This is a genomic window from Azotobacter bryophylli (assembly GCF_042643485.1).
Taxonomy (GTDB): domain Bacteria; phylum Pseudomonadota; class Gammaproteobacteria; order Pseudomonadales; family Pseudomonadaceae; genus Azotobacter; species Azotobacter bryophylli.
In genome coordinates this window covers 1-22,573 of record NZ_JBHRSJ010000027.1, presented here as the reverse complement: position 1 = coordinate 22,573, position 22,573 = coordinate 1, and the positions used below count along the sequence as shown (strand labels likewise).

Sequence of the window (22,573 nt, the reverse complement as noted above, 5' to 3'; positions counted from 1 at the left end):
TGGAAAACCACGAAGCCTTTTCCGGCGGAGAGTTCCGAGGGGCGATGGATGGACAAGCGAAGCGTTGTCCACCCTACGTCGGGCTCAAGCATCGGCTTGGCCCACCAGGGCGAAGGAGCTCAGGCTGACCTGATGCTCGCGGGTCAGGTAGTCGCGGCGCTCCAGACGCTCGCGCTGGAAGCGGGCGTCGCGGGACAGGCGGGAGAACCAGTAGAGCAGTTCGTCGGTGGCGCCGTCCGGCTCCTGCTCCAGCAGCCAGGCCATCAGGTCCGGCAGCGGCAGGGCCTGCGCGCAGCGATCGAGCATTTCCCGGACCGTGCGCGGCGCACGCGCGGCGTCGGTCCTGGGCTTGGGCTCGGCCTTGGGGAACTGCGCCGGCTTGGCCTCGAAGCGGGCGAGAGCGTAGACGTAGGCCTCCACCTGGCTGGCCGAGCCGAGGAAGGTGCTCTGCGGCCGGCTGAACAGCGGCAGCGCGGCGTGCGGCACGGCATCGAGCCCCTTCTTGCGGATCACCGAGAGCGCCAGGGCGGCGCCGCGGGTCACGGCGTTGTGCCGGCGCGCCTCTTCGCGCAGCGGCAGCAGCAGCTCGCGGGCGCGGCGCAGGGTCAACTGGGCGACGGTCTGCATTTCCAGGATGCGCGCGTGGGTGCGCAGCAGTTGGTCGTCGTCGACCAGCCGGCCGAGGCGCTGCTGTTCGCCGAGCAGCTTCAGCAGCACCTGCTCGACCCGGTGCACGCCCTGCTCGAAGGCGCCGTCGGCGGCGACCAGCTGGATCATCGGCTCGACGTACTCGTCCCAGGTCGCCAGCACCTCGGCGTAGCGCTGGCGCAGGGGGATCTGCCGGTCGCTGGTCTTGGCCCGCTCGGCCACGCCGAGCAGCGCCTGTTCGTCGTTGCCCAGCTTCTTCAGCACGTCGCGCACGCGCATGTCGAGCAGGCGCAGCTGGCGGGCGAGGTCCTCGCCGTCGCGCACCTCGAAGGCGTCCTGGATGTTGCCGGCCAGGCGCTCCAGGTGGCGCAGGTAGGCCTCGATCTCCAGACACAGGCCGAGGCGGTGCTCGCGGCGCAGGTAGGCGAGGAAGTCGTGGATCTGGGCGTTCAGCTCGAAACGGTTGGGGCTTTTGGCCACCGGCACCAGGATGTCCAGGCGGATCCACGCATCGAGCAGGGCGGTGACGTCGGCGGGCGTGCCTTCCGGCAGTTGCGCGGCGAGCTGGCCGCGCAGTTCGCCGAGGCTCAGGGTGCCGGCGTCGAAGCGCTCGCACAGCGGATCGAGCAGGTTCCAGTGTTCGGCGAGGGCGCGCAGCACGCGCTTGGGATCGATCATCGCGGACGGATTCGTGCAAAAGCCCGGATTGTACTGCAGTACGGCCGTGCCTGGCGCGATGCGCGCCGCAAGGGGCGACGGGCGCGGGGATGTGCCCGCCGGCCTTTCCGCCCGAGGCGTTTCCGGCCACAATTCACCATTGGATTGTCTTTCGCTTCACCGTTTCGGCTTCGGCCTCCGTTCGCCCGAGCCCTGAGGAGCCCGCTACATGAGCAGCAACGACCGCGTCATCATTTTCGACACCACCCTGCGCGACGGCGAGCAGAGCCCCGGCGCCTCCATGACCGGGGAGGAGAAGCTGCGCATCGCCAAGGCCTTGGAGCGCCTGCGTGTCGACGTGATCGAAGCCGGCTTCGCCATCGCCAGCCCGGGCGACTTCGAGGCGGTCAAGAGCATCGCCGACAGCATCAAGGACAGCACCGTGTGCAGTCTGGCGCGGGCGGTGGACGCGGACATCGAGCGCGCCGCCGAGGCGCTGAAGAACGCCAACTCCGGGCGTATCCACACCTTCATCGCCACCAGCCCGATCCACATGCAGTACAAGCTGCGCATGCAGCCCGACCAGGTGGTGGAGCAGGCCGTGCGTGCGGTGAAGAAGGCGCGCAGCCTGTGCGCCGACGTGGAGTTCTCCTGCGAGGACGCCGGCCGTTCGGAGCTGGACTTCCTCTGCCGGATCATCGAGGCGGCCATCGACGCCGGCGCGCGCACCATCAACATTCCGGACACCGTGGGCTATGCGATTCCGCACCAGTACGGCGAGACGATCCGCCAGCTGCTGGAGCGCATCCCCAACGCCGACAAGGCGATCTTCTCGGTGCACTGCCACAACGACCTCGGCCTCGCCGTGGCCAACTCCCTGGCCGCCGTGGTCGCCGGCGCGCGCCAGGTGGAGTGCACCATCAACGGCCTCGGCGAGCGCGCCGGCAACGCCGCGCTGGAGGAAGTGGTCATGGCGATCAAGACCCGCCACGACCTGCTCGGCGTGCACACCAACATCGACACCCCGCACATCCTCGCCGCCTCGCGTCTGGTCTCCGGCATCACCGGCTTCCCGGTGCAGCCGAACAAGGCCATCGTCGGCGCCAACGCCTTCGCCCACGAGTCCGGCATCCACCAGGACGGCGTGCTCAAGCACCGCGAGACCTACGAGATCATGTCGGCCCAGGACGTGGGCTGGCACACCAACAAGATGGTGCTGGGCAAGCACTCCGGTCGCAACGCCTTCCGCACCCGCCTGGAGGAGCTGGGCATCGCCCTGGCCGACGATGCAGCGGTGAACGCCGCCTTCGCCCGCTTCAAGGCGCTGGCCGACAAGAAGCACGAGATCTTCGACGAGGACCTGCAGGCGCTGGTCTCCGACACCCACGACGAGGAAGCGCCGGAGCACTATCGCCTGGTGTCCCTGGACGTCTCCTCGAAGACCGGCAGCGTGCCCCGGGCGCAGCTGCGCCTGGCGATCGCCGGCGGCGAGCAGGGGGCGGTCGCCGAGGGCGCCGGGCCGGTGGATGCGATCTTCAAGGCCATCGAGTCCGTCGCCCGCTCTGAGGCCAGCCTGCAGCTCTATTCGGTCAACGCCATCACCGAGGGCACCGACTCCCAGGGCGAAGTCACCGTGCGCCTGGAGAAGGCCGGCCGCATCGTCAACGGCAACGGTTCCGACATCGACATCCTGGTGGCCTCGGCCAAGGCCTACATCAACGCGCTGAACCTGATGCAGGCCGGCGTGCCCAAGGCCCACCCGCAGGCGGCCGACGTTTGATCGACGAAGCCCGCCGCCGCGCCTATCTGGGCGCCATGCAGGTGGTCAGCTGGCTGCCGCGGGTGGCGCTGCCGTTTGCCGCGCCGTCGCGTCCGGAACTGCTGGAACTGCCGCCGCCGGTCGAGACGCCGGCGCCGGCCCGGCGGGTAGAGCCGGTCGCTCCGGTTCCGGCGGCCACGCCTGCGGAGCGCCCGTCGGCGCGGGCCAAGGTGCAGGTCGCGGTGCCGCGTCCGGCGCCGACGGCGCGGGTCGAACCGCCGCCAGCGGTCGCCGCGCCGGCCCCGAGCGAAACCGTTTCGCCCAAGGCGGCGCCGTTGCCGCCGCCGCGCTTCGCCCTGCAGCTGCTGCGTGCCGGGCGCTGCGCCCTGCTGGTAGAACTGCCCACCGGCGAGCCGTTCCAGAGCCGCGACCCGGCCTATCTGCTGCTGCGCGACCTGCTGCGCGCCGCCGGTCTGCCGGACAGCCCGCGGCTGATCGGCGAGCCGGTGCGCTGGCCGCTGCTGCGGCGCGGCAACCTGGACCAGGGGCCGCAGGCGGCGCTGCAATACGTGCAGAGCTTCGTCGCCGCGCGGCTGGAGGAGGAGGGCGAGTGCGCCTGCCTCTGGCTGGTCGGCCTGCCGGCGCTACGCTTCGCCGGCGAGACCGATGCCGATGCCTACCTCCGCGAACTGCATGTGGACGGCCTGCCGGTGGCCTGGGCGCTGCCCGGACTGGAAACCCTCATGGACGAGCCGGCCCGCAAGGCCGAGCTGTGGCGCGCCATGCGCCGGATACGTGTGCGCTGGATAACCGAATGAGCGTGAGTGATGCGATTTCCTTCCGCCCGATGACCGAGGCGGATCTGGATGCGGTGCTGAGAATCGAATACGCCGCCTTCAGCCATCCCTGGACCCGTGGCATCTTCCTCGACGGACTGAAGTCCTACGAGTGCTGGCTGATGTTCGAGGGCAGCCAGCAGGTGGGCCACGGGGTGATCAACGTGATCCTCGACGAGGCGCACCTGCTCAACATCACGGTCAAGCCGGAGAGCCAGGGCCGCGGCCTCGGCCTGCGCCTGCTGGAGCACCTGATGTCGCGGGCACAGGCGCGCAACGCCGCCGAATGCTTCCTCGAGGTTCGCGCCAGCAACGCCAGCGCCTACCGCCTGTACGAGCGCTACGGCTTCAACGAGATTGGTCGCCGGCGCGGCTACTACCCGTCCGCTGACGGGCGCGAGGACGCCCTGGTGATGGCCTGTACCCTACTGGACTGAAGCCGGCCGGTGTTCGCGCCGTCCTAGCTTTCCCGATGCGGCCCGGAGTCGAGGGGGCCCGGTCCTCTCAGTTCCTCGTCGGACAGGACGTTGCCCTCTTCCTCCTCTTCTTCCTCGTCATCCTTTTCGTCGACGCCGAGGTCGTCGGTCTTGTTCCAGGGCTGTCCGTCCAAGGGCTCGAGGAGGGCTTCCTCCTCTTCGTCCAGACCGCCGCCGGCGCCGATATGGTCGGCGTCGACCGTGCGCAGGTCCTGGTCGGCCGGCAGGCCGTGGCCGCGTTCGTGGGCGGAGCGGGCGCCGTCCTCCGGGGTCAGGGTCTCCGGGGACAGATCGTCCATGGTCGGCGCGTCGTCCAGCGTCTCGCCGCTGGTCATGCCTGCCTCGTGCACGCGCTCGGGCGGGAACTCGTCGCGCAGCTCCGACTCCGGCCTTCGGTCGCCGGCGTAGCCCTGGCGTTCGTCGTGCTTGCTGCTGAAGTCCAGTGGCTCCACCGAGCCGATGCGATCCTCCATGTCGTCGATTTCCGTCGGAGTGGGGGGCTTGCGCTCGCTCATGGCGGTACTCCTGCCTGGTTTTTCGCTCACCGGTTTTGACCGGTTGTGGGCGGGAAGATTCGGCAGTCGCCGCTGCCGGTCGGCGCGCCAAACGAAACCACTGCCGCGACACTCTGTCACACCAGCATGGGTGGCCAAGACGATGCACAGGCGGCGCTCGATCCACGGCGCTGCGCCTTCTTCTTCGACGTGGACGGAACGCTGGCCGAGATCCAGCCCCGTCCGGAACTCGTATTCGTTCCGCCGGCCATCCTCGCCGCCCTGGGGCGGCTGCAGGCGCGCGGGATTCCCCTGGCGGTGATCTCCGGCCGGCGGCTGGTCGATCTCGACCGCCTGTTCGCCCCGCTCAGGCTCCCCGCCGCCGGCGTGCACGGCGCCGAGCGGCGCGACGCCGCCGGCCGGCAGCAGCGCTTGCCGGTCGACAGGGCGGCGCTGGAGCGGGTCCGGGCGGAGCTGGCGCAGGCCTGCGCCGGGCACCCGGATCTGTACCTGGAGAACAAGGACGTGGCCTTCGCCCTGCATTACCGCCTGGCTCCGCAACTGGAGGAGACGGCCCGCCGCCTGGCCGAGGACTTCGCCCGGCGCCATGCAGACCTGCTGACCCTGCAGCCGGGCAAGTGCGTGTTCGAACTCAAGCCGCGCGGGGCGAGCAAGGGCGAGGTGATCCGCGACTTCATGGATTCGTCCCCGTTCGCCGGGCACCGTCCGGTGTTCGTCGGCGACGACCTGACCGACGAGGCGGGCTTCGCCGCAGTCAATGAGCTGGGCGGGCATTCGATCAAGGTCGGCCCCGGCCCGACCGCCGCCGTGCAGCGGCTGGACTCGGTCGCGGCGGTCGGGCGCTGGCTCGGCGAGCTGCTTCGGGCCCTCGGCGAGCCGCCGCCCCTTTCCTTCACCCAGCAAACGGAAGGTCCGCCATGAATCGACTGGTAGTGGTTTCCAATCGGGTCGCGCCCATCCGCGACAGCAAGGCCGCCGCGGGCGGGCTGGCCGTGGGGGTCTACGAGGCCTTGCGCGAGGCCGGCGGCTTCTGGTTCGGCTGGAACGGCGAAGTCACCAAGAAGCCGGAGATCAGCTACGAGACCCTCGGCAACATCACCTACATCACCATGGGACTCTGCAAGCGCGACTACGACCAGTACTACCGGGGCTTCTCCAACGCCACCCTGTGGCCGATCTTCCACTACCGCATCGACCTGGCCCGCTACTGCCGCGAGGACTACGAAGGCTATCGCCGGGTCAACGCCATGCTCGCCGAGAAGCTCAAGCCGCTGCTGCGCCCGGACGACATCATCTGGGTCCACGACTACCACCTGATCCCCTTCGCCGACGCTTGTCGCCAGCTCGGCGTCGACAACCGCATCGGCTTCTTCCTGCACATCCCGTTTCCGGCGCCGGAGATCCTCACCGCCATCCCGGCCCACCGCGACCTGCTCAAGACCTTCAGCGCCTACGACCTGATCGGCTTCCAGACCGAGACCGACCGCCTGGCCTTCCAGGACTACATGACCCGCGAGGCGCACGGTCAGGTCAAGCCGGACGGCAGCCTGTTCGCCTACGGACAGAAGTTCCGCACCGGCGTCTACCCGATCGGCGTGATGCCCGACGAGATCCGCCGCATGGCCGAGTCCTACCGGGGCCGCCGCCCGCTGATCGGCCGCACCACCGACGGCAAGCTGCGCAAGACCATCATCAGCGTCGACCGTCTGGACTATTCCAAGGGCCTGCTGGAGCGCTTCCTGGCCTACGAGGAATTCCTCGACCTGTTCCCCGAGCACCGGCGCAACGTCGAGTACGTGCAGATCGCGCCGACCTCGCGTTCGGACGTGAAAACCTACCAGGCTATCCGCAAGCAGCTGGAAACCGAGGCCGGCCACCTCAACGGGCGCCTGGCCGACCTGGACTGGACGCCGCTGCACTATCTCAACAAGAGCCTCGACCGGCGCACGCTGATGGGCCTGTTTCGCTCCGCCAACGTCGGCTTCGTCGTGCCGCTGCGCGACGGCATGAACCTGGTGGCCAAGGAGTACGTGGCCTCGCAGGACCCGGCAGACCCGGGGGTGCTGGTGCTGTCGCGCTTCGCCGGGGCGGTCCACGAGCTGACCTCCGCCCTGATCGTCAATCCCTACGACTGCGTGGGCATGGCCGAAGCGCTGGACCGGGCTCTGCGCATGCCGCTGGCCGAGCGCAAGGAGCGCTACGAGCAGCAGATGCAGGCGATCCGCGCGGCGGACCTGAGCGCCTGGCGTGACAATTTTCTACGCGATCTGGGAGCGTTCGCCGACCAGCCCAGCGCCCTGCGGGAAGGCCGCGCCGTCGCTTCCTGAATCGCCCGCCGACGCTTGTCTACACTGTCGGGAAGGGCCGGATACAGAACGGAGAGGGAGTCGTGGACGATCTGGAGCAGCTGTTCGACAACAACCGGCGTTGGGCCGAGCGCATCAGCGAGGCCGATCCGGGCTTCTTCGAGAAGCTGGCCGGACAGCAGGCGCCGAAATATCTGTGGATCGGCTGCTCGGATGCGCGGGTGCCGGCCAACGAGATCGTCGGCCTGCTGCCGGGGGAACTGTTCGTGCACCGCAACGTCGCCAACGTGGTGCTGCATACCGACCTCAACTGCCTGTCGGTCATCCAGTACGCCGTCGAGGTGCTCAAGGTTCGGCACATCCTGGTCACCGGCCACTACGGCTGCGGTGGCGTGCGGGCCTCGATGCAGGACGCCCAGCTCGGCCTGATCGACGGCTGGATACGTTCGATCCGCGATCTCTACTACGAATACCGCGACCACCTGAAGCGCCTGGAGAACGAGGAGGCGCGTCTCGACCGCCTCTGCGAGTTGAACGTGATCCAGCAGGTGGCCAACGTCAGCCACACCACCATCGTGCAGAACGCCTGGCACCGCGGCCAGCCGCTGGCGGTGCACGGCTGCATCTACGGCCTCAAGGACGGCCGCTGGAAGAACCTCAACGTGACGGTCAGCGGGCTGGAGCAGATCCCGGCGCAATACCGCCTGCGCCCGCCAGGCTGCTGAGCGGAAGTCCCGTGCTCAGCGCAAGGTGATCTCCGGCAGCGTTTCCGGCATCACCAGCGACAGGCCGAACAGGGTCAGCGCCAGCGCCAGACCGCCGAGCCAGACGCCTAGGGCGATCTGCAGCACCAGCCCCGCGCCGCCGCTTCTGCTCTTCGTGGTCGGCGCGGCCTGGCGGGGAGGGGCGAAGTCCATGTCCATCTCGAGATCGTCCTCGCGGGCGCTGAAGCTTTCCAGTCTGTTTCGCTTGTTCATGGGCACACCTTGGCGCAAAGGCCGCAGGAAGTCGGACAAACGGAAAAAGGGCCTGTCAATCGACAGGCCCTTTTCACGCTGTCGTTCGAGCCTGTGGCTGAAAGCCCCGGTTCTCGGGGCCTTCATGGAAATCGGTTTTCAGGGACAAGCCGTACCGGCAGCAGACCCGGTCCGGGCCGTTTTCGGCGTCTCCATCGGGGCGGCGAGTTTATCCGGTTTCCAGTCCCAGGTGGGGCCTGCTGCGCAGTCCATGGCTGGGCGGTAGTAAGTGAAGCCGGCTCGGAAAGGCGGCGACATACCGTTTCGATGAGCGAAGTTCGGATTTCTCTAGAGCGGGAGGAGCGACCTAACCTATGGCGCACAATGCGCCCCGGTGATTTGGTCAGCACCTCGCCGGAAGCGACCCCGGAATGCGGATTTTGTAGACGCGGGAAGCGGCTCCCCCTTCCTACAGTGCCTTAGCCTATCTGGCCTGCTGTCAGGCCCTCATTCATGGGGGCAGCGAAGGTGCTTGGCCTTTTGGAGGACTCCAGAAACTCAGGCACAGCCACTCATGGCAAGCTGTTGGTTTGATTTTTTGAAAATAAAATTCATTATTCCTTCACAAGTTAAGGAGGCGCAATGCTTCCGAGATGCTGAAGGGAGTAAGGCTCGTGATGGGATCGCAGCTTGGGCAGAAGCCACGAATACTGGTGGTCGGCGGTGGGGCAAGTGGACTTGCCCTGGCATTGTCATGTGCTCACCGAGGAGTTTTAGTCCGCATCATTGAAAAGCGACCATCAAGGTCTCTTATCCAAAAAGCCACAGGTATTGCCCAAGGGAGCTGGCATCAACTAGCCCGGTTTGGCGTTTCGGAGAAGATCATTAGTGCAGCACTTCCGATGAGGCACTTCGTCTTCCATGATGACGACCATTTAGTGGCAAATGTTCCGGTTCCGTTTATTCAAGGAAAACCTCCGGCATACCTCTATCCCCAAGGAAGCCTGGAGATCGCCATGGAGCAGGCATTGTCGGCATACGGCGTGCTCGTCGAATACGGGGTTGCGTTTTCTGCAGTGGAGCAGACAGATGAGGTGGCACGAATCTCCCTCTCCCTCGCGAACGGAAATTCGGAGGTGGTTGAAGTGGACTGGCTCGTGGGTGCCGATGGCATACACAGTAATGTCCGATCATCCGTCGGTATCCCTTTTGTCGGGAAGGATTACCGCGAGAATTGGTCTGTTGCGGAAATATCGACACAGCAATGGCCCGACAACGTACAAGCGCAGCTATTTCTCAGATCAAATGGTGTGGGGCTATTCCTCTCGCAACCTTCGTCTGGTGTCATTCAGGGCATTCTGAACGGAGTCGGGGTTGCGTCTGCAATGAGGGAGCGATTCCCCGATGCCGAACTGCATTACGAGCGGGGGTTCCGAGTGTCGTTGAGACGGGTTCCAACGCCGCGCTCCGGCAGGGTGTGGGTTATTGGCGACGCGGCCCATGTCCAGTCCCCGGTCGGCGGTCAAGGGCTCAATCTCGCCATTTGGGACGGTGTAACCTTGGGCAAGGCTTTGCTGGAGGGAGATAATAGCGTTGAGCAGAGATTGGCCAGGAGGGCGAGGCGGGTGCTTCTATTCACCGACTTCGACTACAGGATGCTGGCGACTCGCTCCAATGCGATTCGATTTTTCAGAAATCAATACTGGTCTTTGGCATCAAGCCATCCATGGCTTGCTCGATGGTTTTTCAAGATTATTTCTGGAATTTAGTGAACCGCTGCATCACGCATACAGAACTCTCGGGCTGTGTATCCTGCCCTGCGTTTCCAGCAGGCCACCAGTTAATCCAGATATGCAAGCGAACTCGCAGAAGATCATTTCTACATAGCAACTTTCTGAAAAGACGAAGTGCATGGCCTGTCAGAGCATGCACTTAGCTTTTTCAACTGATTCTCGTGCCGTCCCAATTCCGCCAGAATTGGAAGAACCGATCCACGCGGTGGGGAGGCCTGGATCGGGCCGTATGTTCATGTCCTGTCGGGCAGCTTTCCGTGGTGCCTACGAGCGTTGCGGCTTCCATACTCCAGGCCAGATGACGCATATCCTGCGGCATACCTTTGCCAGTCACTACATGATGGGAGGAGGGGACCTCCTGACGCTACAGCGGATTCTCGGGCACTCGTCGATCACGATGACTATGCGTTATGCGCATTTGTCGCCTGAGCACTTGGAGTCCGCGTTGCGTTATTCACCTCTAACGCAAGCTGGTCATTCTCTTACTTAATCAGTGTTTACTGATTACTATCGCCTCTGTTCAGCACGATTAGGTGCGGGGAGGCGAGAGTGGCAGGAAGTTCCGAAAGTCCGGTATGGGGTGAGCGGTTCCGCTCATGGTGTGCGCGTCTAAGTGACTCTCTATGGGAAAAATACACTCAGCTTTCGATAAATCAGAAGTTTTATGTCAATGCAGGGCTTCTGATATTTGCATACTCAATGGCGTACTTGTTTTCGTTTGAGGACGCAAGTAGGGGGCTGTTGTGGTTTGCGCTGATCTTTTGGGTCGGTGGAATCGTATCTGACATACTTGCGGTGTATAAAAAATTTTATGAGCATTTTTTGGGGAAGGCAGTCGTCCTCCTTGTTATTGCCATCGGTACGAACTTTGCCATTTCTTATGCTGGGCAAGTTGTGAACTCTGTTGTCGGCGGTGATCCTTCTAAGTTCCCGCATACCGTGGCATTTGCGTCCATCTTGCTCACGCCAATACTCGCAGTAATTGGGTTTAGCATTTTTTATCTTATAAGCGTCCCGATTCTGGTCATCGTTCTGCTATTGATTCTTACCGGTGATGAGAAGGCTAAAGTCTTTCTTTTTCCAGGCTATGTTTCGCAACCTAAGTCGATTTTTGCGCGCGTGACTGTTGGTGTGCAATTAATAAGCTTTGCCTGCTATGGAGCGTTCATATATAGCTGGGGGCAGTCAGGTATTAAGGATTATGACTCGCGTGTGACGGCTGCTTCGTCTTGGTTTTTGTTAAATATGGAGATGTACGCCAAAAGCCAGTGCGACGTAGATAACGGGCAGCGGGTGGCATTTATGGATGATGGCAAGATATTGATCGGATGGCAGGACGGCCAGGGGTATCACTTTGATCTTCAGGACTGTCGCCGCTAGGGCGATGGTGGGCACGATGTAGTCACTTTGTGGTCACTACAGGCAAAAGAAAAGGGGTTAGCTTTCGCTAACCCCTTGTTCTATATGGTGGCTACACCGGGACTTGAACCTGGGACATCAGCATTATGAATGCTGCGCTCTAACCGACTGAGCTATGTAGCCAAGTGGCGCGCATTATTCGCGCCTAGGAGAAAGGTGTCAACCCCCTTCTCGGTAAAAAAATCAGAAAAATCCGCGTGTTGGCGCAACAGGGGGCAAGCGGCTCGTTGGCGCGGGCCGTAGCCGGTGGGCTGGCCGCGGAGGGGCGTGTCAGGCCGGTTGGGGTTCCTCTTCGGGTAGCAGCAGTTCCAGCAGCCTGGTGCCGCGCTCGGGGTCGGCGCCGGCCTGAATCAGCGACTGGCTCAGCTGGCAGGCGTAGATCAGCCAGGCGCGGTCACGGGCTTCCGGTTCGTTGCAGCCGAGCTGCAGCAGCAGGCTCTCGATATAGCTCAGGCGGTGGCTGTCGATTTCGTCGATGGCCTGGCGTGCCTGTTTGTCGCGGCGCGCCCAGGCGCGGATGCCGATCTCGGTGGCGGCGGCCTCGCGGGCAGTGTTGCCGTGCAGCGGCAGCTCCATCAGTTGCTGGAGCTGTTCCCGGGGGCTGGTGCGGGTGTTGCGCAGCTGGTTGATGACGCCTTCGGTGGCCCGGGCGCGCCAGTCGCTGAGGATGCTCTCCAGCAGTTCGCCGCGGCTCTTGAAGTGGTAATAGAAGCTGCCGCGGGTGATCTGCAGCTCTTTCGCCAGGGTGTCGACCCGCACCGAGTCGATACCTCCTTTCACCAGCATGCGTTGAGAAGCGCGGATCCAATCTTCACGGGTGAGGCTGTTGCGTACGGGCATGTTCGTCTTGTTCTGTGTCCGGGGCGTGCCAAGGAAAGAGCGCCCAAGCCTAACCGATTGCCCAGAGGGGGGGAATAGCGGGCAAAGCCGCGAAACGCCTGGGTTTGTCGCCCATATCCCGGTATTGGATCGATCCATTGGGGGCCTGCGGATTGCGCCAGTGGGCATGCATCCACGTATGTCGGTGCCGCTCTTTCTCATTCAAGGCAGGCCCGTCGCTCCCTGACGATGGGATGAAAGATCCGGCGGCTGGATGGATGCATGGGTGTATCTGCAGCATCAGACGTGGCGGGCGCTGCCGGGAAGGCGAAGGGCCGAGGCCGCTGCGTCGGCGATGCCGGGGCCCAGTGCCGTCCCGCCCGGCAAAGGAGTGCGTGCATATTTGTATGTTGGTCGGATGTTTCTCCGGATCTCCCGTCTGCGCGTCCGCGCTCGCCCGGCCGAAGCTGGAGCTGGCGTGCTTATTGAGGCGAGGATGTGGAGGCGGGCCGTTTCGAGTCGATAAAACCTTGAGGAGACATATTGACGCAAGGCATTCCTCTCGCTATAAACATTCACATACGTATCTGTATCTTTGCGCATGGAGGCGATCATGGAAGGGATAGGCAAGACCCTGCTCGCGGCGGGGCACCGGACCAACTACCACGAGGCGGGACGGGGCGAGGCGCTGTTCCTGCTGCATGGGTCGGGTCCCGGCGTTTCCGGCTGGACCAACTGGGCGAAGACCGTGCCGGTGTTCGCCGACCGCTGGCGGGTGATCGTTCCGGACATCGCCGGCTTCGGTTTCACCGAGTTCAAGGACGACGCCAGGTATGACATCAAGCTGTGGGTCAGCCATCTGGTCGGCATCCTGGATGCGCTGGACCTCCCGAAAGCTTCCTTCGTCGGCAACTCCTTCGGCGGTGCGCTGACCATCGGCCTGGCACTGTTCGCGCCGGAGCGCGTCGACAAGCTGGTGCTGCTCGGCACCCCGGCCGGCGAATTCGTGCAGACCGCCGGTCTGCGCGGCGCCTGGGAGTACGAACCGTCGCTGGAGAACATGGAAAGGCTCATGCAGCTGTTCCCCTACGACAAGGCATTGATCACCCCCGAGCTGGTCAGGAGCCGCTTCGAAGCCAGCGCCAGGCCGGGTGCCCAGGAGGCTCTGCGTAAGCTGATCCCGCAGCCGGCCGCCGAAGGCGAGACCCTGGTCAAGGGCTTCCCTGCCGCCGCGCTGGCCAGGATCGCCGCGCCGACCCTGGTGGTGCATGGCCGCGAGGACCGCGTGGTGCCGCCGGAGTGCGGCCTGCTGATCGCCAACTCGGTGCCGAACGCCGACCTGCACCTGTTCGGCCGCTGCGGCCACTGGGTGCAGACCGAACAACCCCGCCGTTTCGCCGCGCTGGTGCGCGACTTCCTGTCGGAGTGAGCCGCCATGAGCCGCAACGTACTGGAAAGGGTGCTCTGGCAGCTGTCCGTCGAGCGCGCCGCCAAGGAGCGCTTCCGCGAGGAGCCGCGCAAGTTCCTGAGCCGCTTCGCCCTCTCGCCCGAGGAAGTGGACATGGTGGTCGATTTCGACGTCGCCGCCCTGCAACGGCTGGGGGTGAATCCGATGCTGACCATGGGTTTCTGGCAGGAGCTGTCGCCGAGCCGCGACATGCGCCTCTACAAGGAGCGCCTGGGCGCGACCGACAACCGATACGCGGGCTTTTCCGCGGCGCTGAAGGGGTGAGCGATGGGCAAGATCGTTGGCGGCTTCTGGATGCCGCATGACCCGGTGATGTTCGTCGCCCCCGAAGCGCCGCCGAAGGAGCAGCGCGACAGGGTGTGGGGCCTCTACGAGGTCTGCGCCCGGCGCCTGGCCGAGCTGGAGCCCACCGCGGTGATCATCGTCGGCTGCGACCACTACATTCTCTTCGGCACCCACTGCCTGCCGCGCTACCTGATCGGCACCGGCGACGTGGACGGGCCGATCGACCGCCTACCGGGCCTGAACCGCGAGGTGGTGGGCAACCACGAGGCCCTGGCCGAGCACATCGTCGTCCACGGAGAGGGGCAGGGCATCGACTGGAGCGTGGCGCGCAGCCTCACCGTCGACCACTCCTTCTCCATTCCCCACCAGTTGGTGGTGCGCCCGGCCGAACAGCTCATGGGCCGCCGTCTGCCGAGCATTCCGGTGTACCTGGCCTGCGGCGTCGACCCCTTCATCCGCTTCGAGCGCGCCGCCGACCTCGGCCGGCAGATCCGCGCCGCCGTCGAGACCTTCGACGCCGACGAGCGCGTGGCGATCATCGGCAGCGGCGGCATCAGTCACTGGGTCGGCACCGCCGAGTCGGGCCGGGTCAACGAGGACTTCGACCGCGAGGTGCTCGCCATCGGCGAGCGCGGCGACCTGGCGGCGCTGTGCGGCTACCGCGACGAGGAGATCCTCGAACGCGGTGGCAACGGCGCCATGGAGATCCGCAACTTCGCCTGCGCCATGGCCGCGGTGCCGAACGCCCGCGGCGAGATCATCGGCTACGAGGCCGTTCCCGCCTGGGTCACCGGCCTGGGCTTCCTGCAACTGATTCCCCAGGAGGATGCGCAATGAGCACCCGGGTTTTTCTCTGCCCCCGCGACGAACTGGCGCCCGGCTCGCTGAAGAAGGTGCCCAACGCCGAGGTGGGCGACATCTGTGTGTACAACCTCGGCGGCACCTACTACGCCACCGCCGACCTGTGCACCCATGCCACCGCCTCCCTGGCCGAGGGCGACCTGGAGGACGACCTGATCACCTGCCCGGTGCACTGGGGCCAGTTCCACGTGCCGAGCGGCCGGGCGGTGACCTTCCCCTGCGAGAGGCACTTGCGCACCTACCGCATCATCGTCACCGACAAGGACGTGTTCGCCGATGTCGAGGCCGAGGCCGAAGAAGCCCTGGCCGATGCCGACGCGACCGGCAGCCCGGTCTGAGCGCCTTCGTATCCAATCACTTCGCGAGTGTCGTCATGGACAAACCGACCACGTTGAAAGCCATCGAACCCACTCCGCCGCTGGCCGACCTCGACCGCCTGTGCGACATGCGGGAAGGCCGGATGGCCGGCAAGATCTTCTGGGACGCGCAGATCTACGAGCAGGAGCTGGAGAAGATCTTCGCCCGTTGCTGGTTGTTCGTCGCCCACGAGTCGCAGCTCCCCGAGCCCGGCGACTACGTCGCCACCACCATGGGCGAGGACGAGGTGCTGGTGGTGCGCCAGAAGGACCGCTCGATCAAGGTCCTGATCAACGCCTGCCCGCACCGCGGCAACAAGGTCTGCTTCGCCGAGGCGGGCAACGCCCGCGGCTTCATCTGCAACTACCACGGCTGGTCGTTCGGCACCGACGGCGCGCTGCGCGGCATGCACGAGTCGGGCATCTACGAGCAGAGCCATTTCGACAAGTCCCGCCAGGGTTTGCGCGAGGCGCGCGTCGACAACTACAAGGGCCTGGTGTTCGCCACCTTCGCCGCCGACGCGCCGAGCCTGGCCGAGTACCTGGGGCCGATGGCCTGGTACCTGGACGTGCTCCTCGATAACGACGAGGGCGGCACCGAGTTCGTCGGCGGCTGCATCCGCTCCACCTACGAATGCAACTGGAAGATCGCCGCGGAGAACTTCGTCGGCGACATCCTCCATGCCGGCTGGACCCACGACTCCGCCGCGCGGGCCATGCTCGGCGGTGCGGTGGCCAAGGTCAGCGACTTCCCCGAATCTTGGTCGGTGAACTGGAACGGCCACGGCTACGAATTCACCCGCGACCTGGTGGGCAACGCCGCGGTGCTCGGCGAGAGTGCCATCAACAAGTACCTGCACCTGCAGGCGCCGAAGGCCGCCGAGCGCCTGGGCGAGTTCCGCTCGCGGATGCTCGGGGCGGTGTCGTCCTTCACCGTGTTTCCCAACTTCTCCTTCCTGCCGGGGCAGAACACCGTGCGCGTCTGGCAGCCGCGCGGGCCGAACCGGATCGAGCTGTACACCTGGGTGATCGTCAACAAGAACGCGCCGCAGGAGGTGAAGGACAAGTGGCGGCGCGGGGCGATGATGACCTTCTCGCCGACCGGGGTGTTCGAGATGGACGACGGCGAGAACTGGGAATACTGCACCAGGACCAGCCGCGGCAAGGTCACCCGCTACCAGGATCTGTACGTCGGGCTGGGCATGGACACGCGGATAACCGACACCGAGCTGCCGGGCAACGTGTTCAAGGGCCAGCTCAACGAGGCCAACGCGCGCGCCTTCTACCAGCGCTGGAAGGACCTGCTGCAGTCCGCCAGCTGGGCCGAGGTGCCCGACCGCAACGGAACCTTGAGCTGATCGAGGAGGGAACGACCGATGAATCTGCCTGCCGAAAAACCGGTGAGTTTGGATGAGGCCCGCGCCGCCGAGGCCTTCCTGCTGCGCGAGGCGCGGCTGCTCGACAACGAGCGCTGGGACGAGTGGCTGAGCACGCTGTCCGAAGCCATCCACTACTGGATGCCGGGGATCGAGAACCGCCGCCGCGAAGACGAGCGGGGCGCCTGCTCGGCCGACCACATGGCCCTGTTCGACGACGGCCTGCGCGACCTCAAGCGCCGGGTGGCGCGCTTCAAGCAGCCCTCGGCCTGGGCGGAGAACCCGCCGACCCGCAACGTGCACCTGGTCAGCAACATCGAAGTGTTCGCCGGCGACGAGGAGGGCGAGTACCGGGTGCATTCCTGCTTCGTCAACGTGCGCAGCCGCGGGCTGGACGAGCAGTACCAGCTGGCCGGCCGCCGCGAGGACGTGCTGCGCCGCGAGGCGGAGGGGCTGAAGCTGCTCGCGCGCAGGATCTTCATCCCCAACGCCACGCTGCCGTGCAAGAACATCAACACCTTCCTCTGAACCGGGAGAACGACATGGGCTGGCTTGAAGGACAGGTGGCATTGGTGACCGGCGGCACCGGCGGGATCGGTTCCGCCATCGTCCGCCGCTACGTGGAGGAGGGCGCCCGGGTGGGCGTCATGGCCCGCGACGCCGCGCAGCTGCGACGGCTCGAGGACGAGCTGGGCGATGCCGTCGTCACCGTCGCCGGCGACGTATCCCGTTACCAGGACAACCAGCGGGCGGTGAGCGCCACCCTGGAAGCCTTCGGCAAACTGGACACCTTCGTCGGCAACGCCGCGGTCTTCGACTACTTCACCCGTCTCGACCGGATCGCTCCGGAAGACCTCGAAGGGGCCTTCCAGCGCCTCTTCGCCATCAACGTGCAGGGCTACCTGCTCGGCGCGCGCTGCGCCATCGACGCCCTGCGCGAGACCCGCGGCAGCATGATCTTCACCCTGTCCAACAGCGCCTTCTACGCCGGCGGCGGCGGGATTCTCTACGTTACCGCCAAGCACGCGCTGGTCGGCATGATCCGCCAGCTGGCCTACGAGCTGGCGCCGGACATCCGTGTCAACGGCGTGGCGCCGGGGGCCACCGACACGCCGATGAAGAGCCTGGAGGGGCTGAACCCGCGCAGCGTGCCGCTCAACCGGATTCCCGGCTTCGAGCAGGGCGCCGCCCAGGCCGTGCCGCTCGGGCGCATCGCCGCGCCGGAGGACCACACCGGCCACTACGTGCTGCTGGCCTCGCGCCGCGACTCCGGGCTGACCACCGCCAACATCATCCACAGCGACGGCGGCTGGGAGATCCGCAGCGCCGGGCCGCAGCCGCCGCGCAAGGGCTGAGCGGACGAGCCGACAACAACGACAACGAACCGAGGAAGCGCTCGATGAATGCCGCCCTGCGTGCCCGGCAACACCCGCTGTCGAACCTGTTCCGGGCCTTGCCCGTTCCGGTTCTGGCAGCGCCCATGTTTCTCGTCTCCGGCCCGCGGTTGCTGGTCGCCTGCTGCCGCGCCGGGATCATCGGCAGCCTGCCGGCGCCCAACGCACGCACCCTCGACGGGCTCGACCGGTGGCTGGCGCAGATCGCCGACGAGCTGGGCGCCGCCCGCGCGGCCGGCGAGAACGTCGCGCCCTGGCTGCTGAACATGATCGTCCACTCCAGCTACGACCGCTTCGCCGGCGAGCTGGAACTGGTGCGCCGCTACCGGCCGCCGCTGGTCTCCACCGCCCTCGGCAGCCCGGCGCGGGTGCTCGACGAGGTGCACGGCTACGGCGGTCTGGTGCTGGCCGACGTGACCACCCCGGCCCTGGCGCGCAAGGCCATCGCCGCCGGGGTCGACGGTCTGATCCTGGTCTGCCACGGCGCCGGCGGCCACACCGGCAGCTACAACCCCTTCGCCTTCGTCGCCGAGGTGCGCCGGTTCTGGAACGGCCCGCTGGGGCTGGCCGGCGCCGTTTCCAGCGGCCGCGACATCCACGCCGCACAGGTTCTCGGCTGCGATTTCGCGGTGGTCGGCACCCGCCTGATCGCCACCGCGGAAAGCCAGGCCGAGGACGCCTACCGGCAGATGCTGGTGGATTGCTCGATGGACGATCTGGTCGCGAGCAAGGCCGTCAGCGGCGTGCTGGCCAACTGGCTCAGGCCCTCGCTGGAGCGCGCCGGCATCGACCCGGCGGGCGAGGGCAAGGCCGGCATCGACTTCTCCGGCGACATCGCCAGCGCCAACAAGGCCTGGAAGCACGTCTGGTCGGCCGGCCAGGGCGTCGGCCAGATCGAGCGCAGCGCGAGCGTCGCCGCGCTGGTCGAGGAGCTGCGCCAGGGCTACCGCGCCAGCCTCGAACGGGCGCTGTGAGCGTACCTTCATCTTTCCCAAGGAGTTTCAGGTGAACAACGAATCCCGCCTCCAGGCCGCCGCCGCGGTTCTCGCCGAGTCGCGCAAGCTCGCCCGTCCCTGTTGCCGGATTTCCGAGCGCTTCGGGATCTCCAGCCTAGCCGACGCCTACGCTGTGCAGGAGCTCAACACCCGGGCCGCGCTGGCCCGCGGCCGCCGGCTGGTCGGCCGCAAGATCGGCCTGACCTCGCTGGCCGTGCAGCAGCAGCTCGGCGTGGACCAGCCCGACTTCGGCATGCTGTTCGCCGACATGGAAGTCGCCGACGGCGGCGCCATCGACAGCCGGCGGCTGATCCAGCCCAAGGCCGAAGGGGAGATCGCCTTCGTCCTCGGCCACGACCTGCCCGCCGCCGACGCCACCCTGGGCGAGCTGATCGCCGCCGTGGCCTTCGTCCTGCCGGCGCTGGAAATCGTCGACTCGGCCATCGAGGACTGGAAGATCACCCTGGTCGACACCGTGGCCGACAACGCCTCCTCCGCGCGCTACGTGCTGGGCAAGACCCCGGTCGCGCTGGACGCCCTGGACCTGTCCCTGGAGGGCATGGTGCTGGAGAAGAACGGCAGCGTCGCCTCCCTCGGCGTCGGCGCCGCCTGCCTGGGCAACCCGCTGGACGCCTGCTTGTGGCTGGCACGCACCATGGCCGAGGTCGGCCGCCCGCTGCAGGCCGGCGACGTGCTGCTCTCCGGCGCCCTCGGGCCGATGGTGCCGGTGGCCGCCGGCGACCGCCTGCGTCTGCGTCTGACCCGTCTGGGGGAGGTGAGCTGCCGCTTCGTGTGAACTCCCGCTCAGCCCTTGCGTATCACGCTTCCCGGCCAGGACGGTCCGGGGGCGGGCCGTCGCCGGCGCGACGGCCGCACAAAACCAATAACAACAATGACGGCGCCAGCGAGCGCCGATCCAGGGAGGATCGTCCGTGGTCGACTTCTTCAGCGACTCCAATCTTCTGGCCCCCGCCCGGGCGGTGGTCGAATCCTGCCCCGGCGGCGCCTTCGTCCTGCGCTCCCCCGACTCCCTGCGACCCTATGCGCGCTGCATCGGCGAGTGGCTGGAGCGCTGGGCGCAGGAAACGCCCGAGCGGACCTTCCTCGCCGAGCGCGCCGGCGACGACTGGTTCCGCCTGAGCTACGCCCAGGCCCGCCAGCGGGTCGGCTCGCTGGCCCAGAGCCTGCTCGACCTCGGCCTGCCGGCCGGGAAGCCGCTGGTGGTGCTCTCGGAGAACGACATCGACCACGCCCTGCTGTCCCTCGCCGCGATGCACGTCGGCATCCCGGTGGGCACCGTCTCGGTCGCCTATTCGCGCAACACCGGCGGCGGCTGCGCCAGGCTGCGTTCCATCCTCGGCGTGCTGGAGCCCGGCCTGCTGTTCGTCGGCGACGGCGACGCCTACCGCGAGGCCATCGCCCAGGTGCAGCCGGCGTGCCCGGTGCTGGCGGCGCGCAACGCCGCGGCGATCCCCGGCGCGCTGCCCCTGGCCGGCCTCTACGACCGCGAGGAGAGCCCGGCGGTGATGGCGGCCTTCGCCCGCATCGACGGCGACACCCATGCCCGCTACCTGATGACTTCCGGCTCCTCCGGCGGGCCCAAGGCGGTGGTCAACACCCAGCGCATGCTCTGCGCCAACCAGCAGGCCATCGCCCAGTGCTGGCGCTTCCTCGAACGGCGCGAGATCGTCGTGCTCGACTGGCTGCCGTGGAGCCACACCTTCGGCGTCAACCACAACTTCAACATGGTCCTGCGCAACGGCGGCACGCTGTACATCGACGACGGCCGGCCGCTGCCCGGGCAGATCGAGCGCACCCTGGAGAACCTCAGGGCGGTGCGGCCGACCGTTTTCTACAACGTGCCGCGCGGCTACGAGGTCCTCCTGCCGTACCTGGAGCGCGACCAGGAACTGGCGCGGGCGCTGTTCGGCCGCCTGGAAATGCTGTTCTATGCCGGCGCCTCGCTGCCGCAGAACGCCTGGGACCGCCTCAAGGCGGTGGCCGCCCGGGTGCGCGACCGGCCGCTGTTCCTCACCACCGAGTGGGGCGCCACCGAGACCGCGCCGGCGCTCACCAACGTCCACTTCGAGCTGGAGCGGCCGGGCAACATCGGCCTGCCGCTGCCGGGCATCGAGATCAAGTTCGTCCCCTCCGGCGACAAGCTGGAGATGCGCGTGCGCGGCGAGTCGGTGTTCCGCGAGTACCGCAACGCCGCCGAGCTGACCGCCCGCTCCTTCGACGAGGAAGGCTTCTACCGGATCGGCGACGCCGGCTACCTGCTCGACCCGCAGCGCCCGGAACTGGGCATCGTGTTCGACGGCCGGGTCAGCGAGGACTTCAAGCTGACCACCGGCACCTGGGTCTCGGTCGGCACCCTCCGCCCGCGCCTGGTCAGCGCCCTGGCGCCCTACGCCCAGGACTGCGTGATCTGCGGCCACAACCGGGACGAAATCGGCGCCCTGATCTACCCGACCCCGGCCCTGCGCGCCCTGGCCGGCGAAGCCGGGGCGAGCATGGGCGTCGACGAACTGGCCCGGGAGCCGGCCGTGCGCCTGGCGCTGTGCGCCGGCCTGCAGGCCATGGCCCACGGCTACCCGGCTTCCTCGCAGCACGCCGTGCGCCTGCTGATCCTCGATTCGCCGCCCAGCCCGGAGGCCGGCGAGATCACCGACAAGGGCTACATCAACCAGCGCCAGGCCCTGAGCCTGCGCGCCGCTCAGGTCGAGCGCCTCTACGCCGAGCCGCTCGACCAGGCCGTCATCCTCCTCGCCGAGGTACAGGGAGAACCCGCATGAGTTCCAAGAAACTGAAAGTCGCCATCGTCGGCTCCGGCAACATCGGCACCGACCTGATGATCAAGATCCTGCGCCACGGCCGGCACCTGGCGATGGGCGCGATGGTCGGCATCGACCCGGCCTCCGACGGCCTGGCCCGCGCCGCCCGCCTGGGGGTGGCCACCACCGCCGAGGGGGTGGAGGGCCTGAGCCGCCTGCCGGTGTTCGCCGACATCGACTTCGTCTTCGACGCCACCAGCGCGGGCGCCCACGTGCAGAACGACGCGTTCCTGCGCGGCCTCAAGCCCGGCCTGCGGCTGATCGACCTGACCCCGGCGGCCATCGGCCCCTACTGCGTGCCGGTGGTGAATCTGGAAGCCAACCTGCGCGAGCCCAACGTCAACATGGTCACCTGCGGCGGCCAGGCCACCATCCCGATGGTCGCCGCGGTCTCGCGGGTGGCGAGGGTCCACTACGCCGAGATCGTCGCCTCGATCAGCAGCAAGTCCGCCGGCCCCGGCACCCGCGCCAACATCGACGAGTTCACCGAGACCACCGCGAAAGCCATCGAGGTGATCGGCGGGGCGCGCAAGGGCAAGGCGATCATCGTCCTCAACCCGGCCGAGCCGCCGCTGATCATGCGCGACACGGTGTACGTGCTGTCCGAGCCGGCCGACCAGGGCCGGGTGGAGGCCTCCATCGCCGAGATGGCCGCGGCGGTACAGGCCTACGTGCCGGGCTACCGGCTCAAGCAGCGGGTGCAGTTCGACGTCATCCCCGCGTCGGCGCCGCTGAACGTGCCGGGCCTCGGCCATCTCTCGGGCCTGAAGACCTCGGTGTTCCTCGAAGTCGAGGGCGCCGCCCACTACCTGCCGGCCTA

The 22,573-nt window shown here is 66.7% G+C and carries 23 protein-coding genes, 1 tRNA gene and 1 pseudogene; 20 read left to right on the top strand and 5 right to left on the bottom strand.

Annotation, left to right across the window (positions count from 1 at the left end):
* Positions 1-84 precede the first annotated feature (84 nt).
* Positions 85-1,326 (bottom strand): Mks condensin complex protein MksB, encoded by a 1,242-nt coding sequence (gene mksB / locus ACFOJE_RS12960; RefSeq protein WP_377814785.1) that lies wholly within the window; start codon positions 1,324-1,326, stop codon positions 85-87.
* Positions 1,327-1,534: 208 nt separating this feature from the next.
* On the opposite strand from mksB, the gene ACFOJE_RS12955 reads away from it, so the two are divergent.
* The 3 genes from ACFOJE_RS12955 to rimI are packed head-to-tail and all read left to right on the top strand — an operon-like array spanning position 1,535 to position 4,337.
* Positions 1,535-3,085 (top strand): 2-isopropylmalate synthase, encoded by a 1,551-nt coding sequence (locus ACFOJE_RS12955; protein WP_377814784.1) that lies wholly within the window; start codon positions 1,535-1,537, stop codon positions 3,083-3,085.
* A complete protein-coding gene (locus tag ACFOJE_RS12950) occupies positions 3,082-3,882 on the top strand; it encodes an energy transducer TonB (RefSeq protein ID WP_377814783.1) in 801 nt (266 codons plus the stop codon). The genes ACFOJE_RS12955 and ACFOJE_RS12950 overlap by 4 nt, the downstream gene beginning before the upstream one ends.
* Before the next feature lie 2 nt (positions 3,883-3,884).
* Positions 3,885-4,337 carry a ribosomal protein S18-alanine N-acetyltransferase gene (rimI, locus tag ACFOJE_RS12945; protein WP_377814792.1) on the top strand — a complete coding sequence of 151 codons (453 nt, stop codon included), beginning with the start codon at positions 3,885-3,887 and terminating at the stop codon, positions 4,335-4,337.
* A gap of 23 nt (positions 4,338-4,360) precedes the next feature.
* On the opposite strand, the gene ACFOJE_RS12940 is transcribed toward rimI, so the two are convergent.
* Positions 4,361-4,891: a hypothetical protein gene (locus tag ACFOJE_RS12940; protein ID WP_377814782.1), complete on the bottom strand. Its 531-nt coding sequence runs from the start codon at positions 4,889-4,891 to the stop codon at positions 4,361-4,363.
* A gap of 126 nt (positions 4,892-5,017) precedes the next feature.
* On the opposite strand from ACFOJE_RS12940, the gene otsB reads away from it, so the two are divergent.
* From otsB to can, 3 genes are all read left to right on the top strand, one after another.
* On the top strand, positions 5,018-5,812 hold the full coding sequence (gene otsB, locus ACFOJE_RS12935; RefSeq protein WP_377814781.1) for a trehalose-phosphatase: 795 nt from the start codon (positions 5,018-5,020) through the stop codon (positions 5,810-5,812).
* Positions 5,809-7,218, top strand: a complete 1,410-nt coding sequence (locus ACFOJE_RS12930) for a trehalose-6-phosphate synthase (RefSeq protein ID WP_377814780.1) — start codon at positions 5,809-5,811, stop codon at positions 7,216-7,218. The genes otsB and ACFOJE_RS12930 overlap by 4 nt, the downstream gene beginning before the upstream one ends.
* Before the next feature lie 62 nt (positions 7,219-7,280).
* Complete coding sequence (gene can, locus ACFOJE_RS12925) at positions 7,281-7,922, top strand: carbonate dehydratase (RefSeq protein WP_377814779.1); 642 nt, start codon at positions 7,281-7,283, stop codon at positions 7,920-7,922.
* A gap of 15 nt (positions 7,923-7,937) precedes the next feature.
* Here can and ACFOJE_RS12920 read toward each other — a convergent pair whose 3' ends face one another.
* Positions 7,938-8,174 (bottom strand): hypothetical protein, encoded by a 237-nt coding sequence (locus ACFOJE_RS12920; protein WP_377814778.1) that lies wholly within the window; start codon positions 8,172-8,174, stop codon positions 7,938-7,940.
* Positions 8,175-8,830: 656 nt separating this feature from the next.
* On the opposite strand from ACFOJE_RS12920, the gene ACFOJE_RS12915 reads away from it, so the two are divergent.
* The 3 genes and pseudogenes from ACFOJE_RS12915 to ACFOJE_RS12905 all read left to right on the top strand — a co-directional run bounded on the left by ACFOJE_RS12915 (position 8,831) and on the right by ACFOJE_RS12905 (position 11,326).
* A complete protein-coding gene (locus ACFOJE_RS12915; protein ID WP_377814791.1) occupies positions 8,831-9,922 on the top strand; it encodes an FAD-dependent oxidoreductase in 1,092 nt (363 codons plus the stop codon).
* 181 nt (positions 9,923-10,103) lie between these two features.
* Positions 10,104-10,436: pseudogene (locus tag ACFOJE_RS12910) on the top strand (tyrosine-type recombinase/integrase); the annotation flags it as partial.
* Positions 10,437-10,495: 59 nt separating this feature from the next.
* Positions 10,496-11,326, top strand: coding sequence for a hypothetical protein (locus ACFOJE_RS12905; protein ID WP_377814777.1), 831 nt, complete (start codon positions 10,496-10,498; stop codon positions 11,324-11,326).
* An 85-nt stretch (positions 11,327-11,411) separates the two neighbouring features.
* Here the strand turns inward: ACFOJE_RS12905 and ACFOJE_RS12900 are convergent.
* Together ACFOJE_RS12900 and ACFOJE_RS12895 are read right to left on the bottom strand one after the other, a co-directional pair.
* Positions 11,412-11,488 (bottom strand) — tRNA-Met (locus ACFOJE_RS12900).
* Positions 11,489-11,635: 147 nt separating this feature from the next.
* Positions 11,636-12,205, bottom strand: a complete 570-nt coding sequence (locus ACFOJE_RS12895; RefSeq protein WP_377814776.1) for a TetR/AcrR family transcriptional regulator — start codon at positions 12,203-12,205, stop codon at positions 11,636-11,638.
* Positions 12,206-12,797: 592 nt separating this feature from the next.
* Between ACFOJE_RS12895 and ACFOJE_RS12890 the strand changes: the two genes are divergently transcribed.
* The 11 genes from ACFOJE_RS12890 to ACFOJE_RS12840 all read left to right on the top strand — a co-directional run.
* Positions 12,798-13,613 (top strand): alpha/beta fold hydrolase, encoded by an 816-nt coding sequence (locus ACFOJE_RS12890; protein ID WP_377814775.1) that lies wholly within the window; start codon positions 12,798-12,800, stop codon positions 13,611-13,613.
* Between the two features lie 6 nt (positions 13,614-13,619).
* On the top strand, positions 13,620-13,916 hold the full coding sequence (locus tag ACFOJE_RS12885) for an extradiol ring-cleavage dioxygenase (RefSeq protein ID WP_377814774.1): 297 nt from the start codon (positions 13,620-13,622) through the stop codon (positions 13,914-13,916).
* Between the two features lie 3 nt (positions 13,917-13,919).
* Positions 13,920-14,774, top strand: coding sequence for a DODA-type extradiol aromatic ring-opening family dioxygenase (locus tag ACFOJE_RS12880; RefSeq protein ID WP_377814773.1), 855 nt, complete (start codon positions 13,920-13,922; stop codon positions 14,772-14,774).
* Positions 14,771-15,136 (top strand): non-heme iron oxygenase ferredoxin subunit, encoded by a 366-nt coding sequence (locus ACFOJE_RS12875; RefSeq protein WP_377814772.1) that lies wholly within the window; start codon positions 14,771-14,773, stop codon positions 15,134-15,136. Before ACFOJE_RS12880 ends, ACFOJE_RS12875 begins: the two co-directional genes overlap by 4 nt.
* A 35-nt stretch (positions 15,137-15,171) precedes the next feature.
* The gene (locus ACFOJE_RS12870; protein ID WP_377814771.1) at positions 15,172-16,512 is read left to right on the top strand and encodes an SRPBCC family protein; all 1,341 of its coding nucleotides are present in this window, start codon (positions 15,172-15,174) and stop codon (positions 16,510-16,512) included.
* Between the two features lie 18 nt (positions 16,513-16,530).
* Positions 16,531-17,058, top strand: a complete 528-nt coding sequence (locus tag ACFOJE_RS12865; RefSeq protein ID WP_377814770.1) for a 3-phenylpropionate/cinnamic acid dioxygenase subunit beta — start codon at positions 16,531-16,533, stop codon at positions 17,056-17,058.
* 14 nt (positions 17,059-17,072) lie between these two features.
* Positions 17,073-17,885, top strand: a complete 813-nt coding sequence (hcaB, locus tag ACFOJE_RS12860; protein WP_377814769.1) for a 3-(cis-5,6-dihydroxycyclohexa-1,3-dien-1-yl)propanoate dehydrogenase — start codon at positions 17,073-17,075, stop codon at positions 17,883-17,885.
* Positions 17,886-17,929: 44 nt separating this feature from the next.
* Complete coding sequence (locus tag ACFOJE_RS12855) at positions 17,930-18,898, top strand: NAD(P)H-dependent flavin oxidoreductase (RefSeq protein WP_377814768.1); 969 nt, start codon at positions 17,930-17,932, stop codon at positions 18,896-18,898.
* A gap of 31 nt (positions 18,899-18,929) precedes the next feature.
* Positions 18,930-19,715, top strand: coding sequence for a 2-keto-4-pentenoate hydratase (locus ACFOJE_RS12850; protein WP_377814767.1), 786 nt, complete (start codon positions 18,930-18,932; stop codon positions 19,713-19,715).
* 136 nt (positions 19,716-19,851) lie between these two features.
* Positions 19,852-21,714, top strand: a complete 1,863-nt coding sequence (locus tag ACFOJE_RS12845; protein ID WP_377814766.1) for a feruloyl-CoA synthase — start codon at positions 19,852-19,854, stop codon at positions 21,712-21,714.
* A partial coding sequence (locus ACFOJE_RS12840; RefSeq protein ID WP_377814765.1) for an acetaldehyde dehydrogenase (acetylating) occupies positions 21,711-22,573 on the top strand: 863 nt, incomplete at its 3' end. The genes ACFOJE_RS12845 and ACFOJE_RS12840, both read left to right, overlap by 4 nt.

What these genes read in the sequence shown, in the direction of transcription:
- mksB (WP_377814785.1), bottom strand. Translation starts at nt 1,326, where the DNA reads ATGATCGATCCCAAGCGCGTGCTGCGCGCCCTCGCCGAACACTGGAAC.
- ACFOJE_RS12955 (WP_377814784.1), top strand. Translation starts at nt 1,535, where the DNA reads ATGAGCAGCAACGACCGCGTCATCATTTTCGACACCACCCTGCGCGAC.
- ACFOJE_RS12940 (WP_377814782.1), bottom strand. Translation starts at nt 4,891, where the DNA reads ATGAGCGAGCGCAAGCCCCCCACTCCGACGGAAATCGACGACATGGAG.
- otsB (WP_377814781.1), top strand. Translation starts at nt 5,018, where the DNA reads ATGGGTGGCCAAGACGATGCACAGGCGGCGCTCGATCCACGGCGCTGC.
- ACFOJE_RS12930 (WP_377814780.1), top strand. Translation starts at nt 5,809, where the DNA reads ATGAATCGACTGGTAGTGGTTTCCAATCGGGTCGCGCCCATCCGCGAC.
- ACFOJE_RS12920 (WP_377814778.1), bottom strand. Translation starts at nt 8,174, where the DNA reads ATGAACAAGCGAAACAGACTGGAAAGCTTCAGCGCCCGCGAGGACGAT.
- ACFOJE_RS12915 (WP_377814791.1), top strand. Translation starts at nt 8,831, where the DNA reads ATGGGATCGCAGCTTGGGCAGAAGCCACGAATACTGGTGGTCGGCGGT.
- ACFOJE_RS12895 (WP_377814776.1), bottom strand. Translation starts at nt 12,205, where the DNA reads ATGCCCGTACGCAACAGCCTCACCCGTGAAGATTGGATCCGCGCTTCT.
- ACFOJE_RS12890 (WP_377814775.1), top strand. Translation starts at nt 12,798, where the DNA reads ATGGAAGGGATAGGCAAGACCCTGCTCGCGGCGGGGCACCGGACCAAC.
- ACFOJE_RS12885 (WP_377814774.1), top strand. Translation starts at nt 13,620, where the DNA reads ATGAGCCGCAACGTACTGGAAAGGGTGCTCTGGCAGCTGTCCGTCGAG.
- ACFOJE_RS12880 (WP_377814773.1), top strand. Translation starts at nt 13,920, where the DNA reads ATGGGCAAGATCGTTGGCGGCTTCTGGATGCCGCATGACCCGGTGATG.
- ACFOJE_RS12875 (WP_377814772.1), top strand. Translation starts at nt 14,771, where the DNA reads ATGAGCACCCGGGTTTTTCTCTGCCCCCGCGACGAACTGGCGCCCGGC.
- ACFOJE_RS12870 (WP_377814771.1), top strand. Translation starts at nt 15,172, where the DNA reads ATGGACAAACCGACCACGTTGAAAGCCATCGAACCCACTCCGCCGCTG.
- ACFOJE_RS12865 (WP_377814770.1), top strand. Translation starts at nt 16,531, where the DNA reads ATGAATCTGCCTGCCGAAAAACCGGTGAGTTTGGATGAGGCCCGCGCC.
- hcaB (WP_377814769.1), top strand. Translation starts at nt 17,073, where the DNA reads ATGGGCTGGCTTGAAGGACAGGTGGCATTGGTGACCGGCGGCACCGGC.
- ACFOJE_RS12855 (WP_377814768.1), top strand. Translation starts at nt 17,930, where the DNA reads ATGAATGCCGCCCTGCGTGCCCGGCAACACCCGCTGTCGAACCTGTTC.